Genomic DNA, 5015 nt, shown 5'->3' on the forward strand with positions numbered 1-5015 from the left:
AAGGTGTTAGTCCTCCTCCGCATCTCGTCCCCTTCCTGCCCCCGATGTCATATAGCACTTTCGGCATCTTACGCCATTCATCTCATCCCTAAGTATGAGCTTTCTTGCTTAGGTTTTTGTAAATCCAATGAATGTTCATGAAACTTACGTTCTTTATTAGGGGCGCGCCACAGGCTTCAGGACAAGCAATGCGGGGGGCAGGATTCGAACCTGCGAACCCCTGCGGGAGGAGATTTCTCACATCTGGTCTTGAGTCTCCCGCCTTTAACCTAGCTCGGCAACCCCCGCCCACTCCTATTTATGTCACGCTCATTTTTAAACTTTCGTCGTCAGACGATGTCCCTTGACGTGTCTATTTCTATACCTTCTTTAGTGATTTTATATCTGACGAACTGCATGAGCGGCGGCAGCCCTCTTATCTTCGGCACCGAAAGCTTATTTATGATTTTATCCCCCGCCCTTTCCGCCTCCACGTCGAAGATGACATCGCAGACGCTCGTGAGCTCTGCCTCAGCACTCTCGTCGCACATGCCCTTCGGCACGTAAAGCATGCACAGTGCCTCCTTCTCCTTGGTAGCCTCGTATAAGATGCTAAAAAGCGACCTGTAGCCCCGTAGTTTGGTGAAGAAGGCGAAGGTGTCCATTATTATGTTTACGCCGCTCCCTGCATCCCGCAACTCGGAACTCACAAGTGAAATGACTTCGTATTCTTCGTTTCTGACGTTATAAACGTCCACAAATTTAACACTTCCGGCGTTGAAGCCCAGCTTCTCCATTTCATCCTCTATGTATTTCGGCTCCCTCTCTGTGGCGAAATAATAAGTTTCGCCAGTTTCACAGAACTGATACAAAATGATTTCGGGTGTGGCTCTCGGGTCGCCGGAGAGACAAACCAGTGAACCTGCTGGGAAGCCGCCTATTAACTTATCCAGTATTTCTATGCCCGTCGGTCTTATCCTCATGGCTCAGATGAAGAACGTGAACATTATCCATACTATCACAAGCATTATTAAAGAATGTTTTAGCCCTGCGAGAATATCACCTTCGCCCATCTGCCCTGCCATCAGTCCTGCGAAAATCGCCTGCAGCGTCGTCGCCTGCGTCAGCACGCCCGTTATTTCTTCCCTGCTGATTGCCGCCTTTTGGAAGACGCCTGCGGCGCCCGTCATTTTAGTTTCGAGGAGCGCCGGCAGCAGGTTCTTGAAGAGCATGTAAATGATGCCGATGAACACGAAGAACGCAATATATATTATGATCACGTAAATGAGCATGTTCACCATACGCTCCTTGTTGAGCGTCCTCTCGATGTCGGAGTCTTTGGCGGAGAGGTATAGCGCTTCTGTGATGTCGCCGCCGATTCTTATGGTTTCCATGAGGAGTGTCACGACCCTCGAAAGCGATGCCACTTTTATCCTGTTCGCAAACCTCGCAAACGCATCCACAATCTCGGTGCCCCACTCGATGTCCCGCTTCATCCGCTCCACTTCTTTGTAGATGCCGCCGCTCCCCGCTCTTGATATGATGTCAATGGATTGCTGGAGAGTTGCGCCCGTGGCGGTCGTGCCCGCCAACTCTTTGAGAAAGTCAGGCGTCTGCTTCTTTATTTTGTTCTCATACTTCCTTTTCATCTCGTGAAATATCGAAAGTGGTGTGAATACTATGAAAATGGCAGGGATGACTGCTGACGTGCTCGCCGAGAGTATAAGATAGATCAAAGCTACGGGCACTGTCAGGTAAAGTGTGTTCAGTGGGTTTTCTTTCATGCTCCTCACAGGATTCTTCAGAGCCTCTTTGAGGGAGTGTAGCCTCTTTGCTTGCATGTATCTCTTGTAAACCTCGTTCTTCTTATCCTCCTCGGATAAATACGCGCTTTTTTCCTCGAAATGCTCTTCCTTCAGAACGGGAACCCTCTTAACGTCGGAAGGCGTTATCATGCCGATAATTGCAATGAACATCGCAGAGCCTATGGGCAGCATCAGATACGCAATCCCATACACAGACCTCATGTTGCCGGTGCCCATCGCCAACATGATTACCTCAACGATGAGCATGAACAGTGGCATCGCAACAATTACCGTCACGTAAGTCTCTGCAAGGAGGCTCAGCGTCTCCAAAAAGCCCTTCTGCTCGATTCTCGCCTTTTCTCTGTGCTGCTCGCTTTTCTCAGCGAGGAAGAGCGTGATGTCGCCGCCGCTGTCTATAGTGGTCAGAAGCCCGCTTATGAATTCCTTGAGGGCGTCGGACGGCGTCGTCTCCTGAAGTTCGAGAAGCGCGCTCCTCAAATCAAGCCCGAAGAACTCCATGTTGCGGATGACGAATTGGAACTCCTTTGAAATTTCGCCGTATGTCTCCTCATGCCTCGCTAATGACCGTATGATTTCGATGATGTTCGCATTGCCCTTGCTGAGCGAATACATAAAATTTACGGCGTGTGGCAGCATCCTGTTTATTTCCCTCTTCCTGTCGTCAGCCTTTATCCGTGGATACGAGTAGAAAAGAGCGTAAGTGCACCCGCCGACCGTCACCGCCACGATTGCAGTGAGGATTAACGTGACGATGAGCTCTCCGTGTTGCACGAAAAGCATCGGAACCTGCGGGTATTTCATCGCAGGCCGCAGCCTTATTACGAATTGCGAAAACAGGAAGCCAAGAAATACACCGACGACCGCCACAATTATCGAGTAAAAAATAGCAGCGGAAATATACATGTCGTAAGAAACAGGCATCCTCGCGCCCTTAAGCCACTTTTCAAGCTCTTCATATTTCTCCTTCCTATCACGAAGCTTCAGTCGTTTCCCTATGAGAGAGTAAGCCAGCTTCTCGACTCTTATCTTCGTCCGGGACTCTACCATTCTATCTTCAGCCTCCGCAGCGTCTTCTCAGGATTCGCATGATACGCATGCACTACGGAGATGAAGTCCTCAGGACTCACGCCCGTCTTGACCATGTATTCGAGCAGTGCCTTCCGCCGCCTGAACTCCTCTTCAAGCTGGTCCTCGGTCCACGCTCTGAACCTCGCTATGTCCCTAAGGCATTTGGATGCCGAAAGACTTGGCAGCATGAAGAAGAAACTGTCGGTGAGCGGGTCCCAACTGAAGATGGTCTGCGTTTTTATGTTCCTCGTCGTCGGATCGATTTCGAGAATCTCCACGATTTCGAGGTTTCTGCGGACGCGGCGCCCGCCGACGAAGGTCTGCGCCTGCACGCTCACAATGTCAAGCGCCTCAATCATCGAGCGCGGCACGCTCAGCGGCGGGTATTCGAGACGGTGAATGGCAGCATCCACGGAGTCGGCGTGGAACGTCGAGAACGTCGTGTGTCCCGTGCTCATCGCCTGAAATAGCGTCTGCGCCTCTCTGCCTCTAACCTCGCCGACGAGGATGTATTCCGGACGCTGTCTTAACGCCGCCTTCAGCAGGTCATACATGTCTATCTTACCACGCTCCTGCGCCATGAAAACGTCTCTCGTGACCGCCGGTATCCAGTTCGGGTGCGGCAGTTTCACTTCTCTCGTGTCTTCGATTGTGACGATTTTCGCATTCATCGGGATGAACAGCGAGACGGCGTTCAAGGACGTCGTCTTCCCGGAGGCGGTGCCACCGACGAAGAGCATGCTTTTATTGCTCTCGGCGCACATCCAGAGATAGACCATGGACTCCAGCGAGAAGGTCTTCCAGCGTATCAAATCCACAGGCGTTATCAGAATCTCCTTAAAGCGGCGAATCGTGAAAGTGCTGCCTCTCGTCGTGACGTCCATGCCGAGAGTGAGCTGCGCACGAGAACCGTCTTCGAGAGCGAGGTCCACCATCGGGTCCGACGTCGAGATGTGCTTGCCGCCACGCTGCGCCAGCTTTATCACGAAAGAATCCAGTTCTCGCCTGTTAAACTTTATGTTCGTGCGGATGTTCCCGTATTCCCAGTGGTAGATGAAGACGGGCGTGTCCCAGCCGTCGCAAGAAATATCCTCGACGTAGGGGTCGTTCATGAGAACATCTATTTTGCTGAATCGCAGGAAATCCCTCATTATATAATACACAATCTTGCGATATGTCGTGTTCTCAAGTTCGATGTCGTAGTCGTGGAGTACCTCGTCTATTTTGTTCTTTAGGATTTCTTCCTTATTCTCGCCCTCGATTTTCGTGAAGAGCAAGGCATTCTTGACCTTCTCTTTTATCTCTGCAAGCAAGAACTCCTCAAGCGGGCTCAGCTCCGGCTCTACAACATAATACAAATAATCGTCCTTCTCCTCGTTATACAGAATGACCACGAAGGAATACGGCTCGTTAACCCAGTATCTTTCAACCTCTTCATAGCCGGGGATGCCTTTAAAGCTACAAAGCTCTTCGCCTAATTTGTGTTCAAGCCTATCAAGTACAACATCCAAATCATCAACAACCTCAGAAAGCTCTGCCCTCACAGCCTCACTCAGAATATTCAGTTTTCGTTCTAACTCTAAATCTAAACCGTCTCCCAGCTCTTCTTGCAGTATAATCCCTTGAAGTCCCACTGTATCATTGTTTTCATTACGACGCTTCGCCGTCTCATGGAGAGCCATGACACCACCCCTCACGCACCACTCCGCTCGCCAGAAGGCACATGCTTCAAATTCAGCTATAAATTCATGAATTGAGAAATAAACTTTTTTGGATATTGGGCAGTTGTTTAAAGTGATTTGAAAAGGAATTTTCGGTTATTTAAATTATTATGGGAATATCTGAAATTTTAGGAAGATGTTGCTGCTAATCCCCTTTAAAGGAGGGCAGGGGAGGCGGGTGGGGAAGAAAAGTATTTAAGTAGAAGAGTCACACTAAAAAAGATGGAAGCGGCGAAGACGATCAGATGCAAGCTCATCGGGCTGACGAAGCGCAAGCGAGAGCTACTCGACAGAGAGTATGATAACTTCCAGCATTGGCTTGAGACGGGAGAAGACAGAGGTGTATATTCAGCATACAAGCAAGATGCGAAGTGGCTATACAAGAAAGCGAAGCGGATGAAAGGTGTTCCAATAAGAAAAG

Annotated in this window: 4 protein-coding genes and 1 tRNA gene; 1 reads left to right on the forward strand and 4 read right to left on the reverse strand. The window is 49.8% G+C overall.

Features of this window, described 5'->3' with window-relative positions; translation table 11 throughout:
- Positions 1 to 189: 189 nt before the first annotated feature.
- The 4 genes from ACXJJA_RS02735 to ACXJJA_RS02750 form a co-directional block, all read right to left on the reverse strand.
- A tRNA-Leu gene (locus tag ACXJJA_RS02735) sits at positions 190 to 288 on the reverse strand.
- A gap of 41 nt (positions 289 to 329) precedes the next feature.
- Positions 330 to 962 (reverse strand): RAD55 family ATPase, encoded by a 633-nt coding sequence (locus ACXJJA_RS02740; RefSeq protein ID WP_456486696.1) that lies wholly within the window; start codon positions 960 to 962, stop codon positions 330 to 332.
- A 3-nt stretch (positions 963 to 965) separates the two neighbouring features.
- On the reverse strand, positions 966 to 2852 hold the full coding sequence (locus ACXJJA_RS02745; protein WP_456486697.1) for a type II secretion system F family protein: 1887 nt from the start codon (positions 2850 to 2852) through the stop codon (positions 966 to 968).
- Entirely contained in the window at positions 2846 to 4555 is a 1710-nt protein-coding gene (locus ACXJJA_RS02750) for a type II/IV secretion system ATPase subunit (RefSeq protein WP_456486698.1), read from the reverse strand. Before ACXJJA_RS02750 ends, ACXJJA_RS02745 begins: the two co-directional genes overlap by 7 nt.
- Positions 4556 to 4816: 261 nt before the next feature.
- On the opposite strand from ACXJJA_RS02750, the gene ACXJJA_RS02755 reads away from it, so the two are divergent.
- The coding region (locus ACXJJA_RS02755; RefSeq protein WP_456486699.1) for a hypothetical protein at positions 4817 to 5015 on the forward strand (199 nt) is incomplete at its 3' end.

The organism is Candidatus Alkanophaga liquidiphilum (assembly GCF_053996935.1).

Coding starts and splice junctions, on each gene's coding strand:
- ACXJJA_RS02750 (WP_456486698.1), bottom strand. CDS start 4,555: ATGGCTCTCCATGAGACGGCGAAGCGTCGTAATGAAAACAATGATACA.
- ACXJJA_RS02740 (WP_456486696.1), bottom strand. CDS start 962: ATGAGGATAAGACCGACGGGCATAGAAATACTGGATAAGTTAATAGGC.
- ACXJJA_RS02745 (WP_456486697.1), bottom strand. CDS start 2,852: ATGGTAGAGTCCCGGACGAAGATAAGAGTCGAGAAGCTGGCTTACTCT.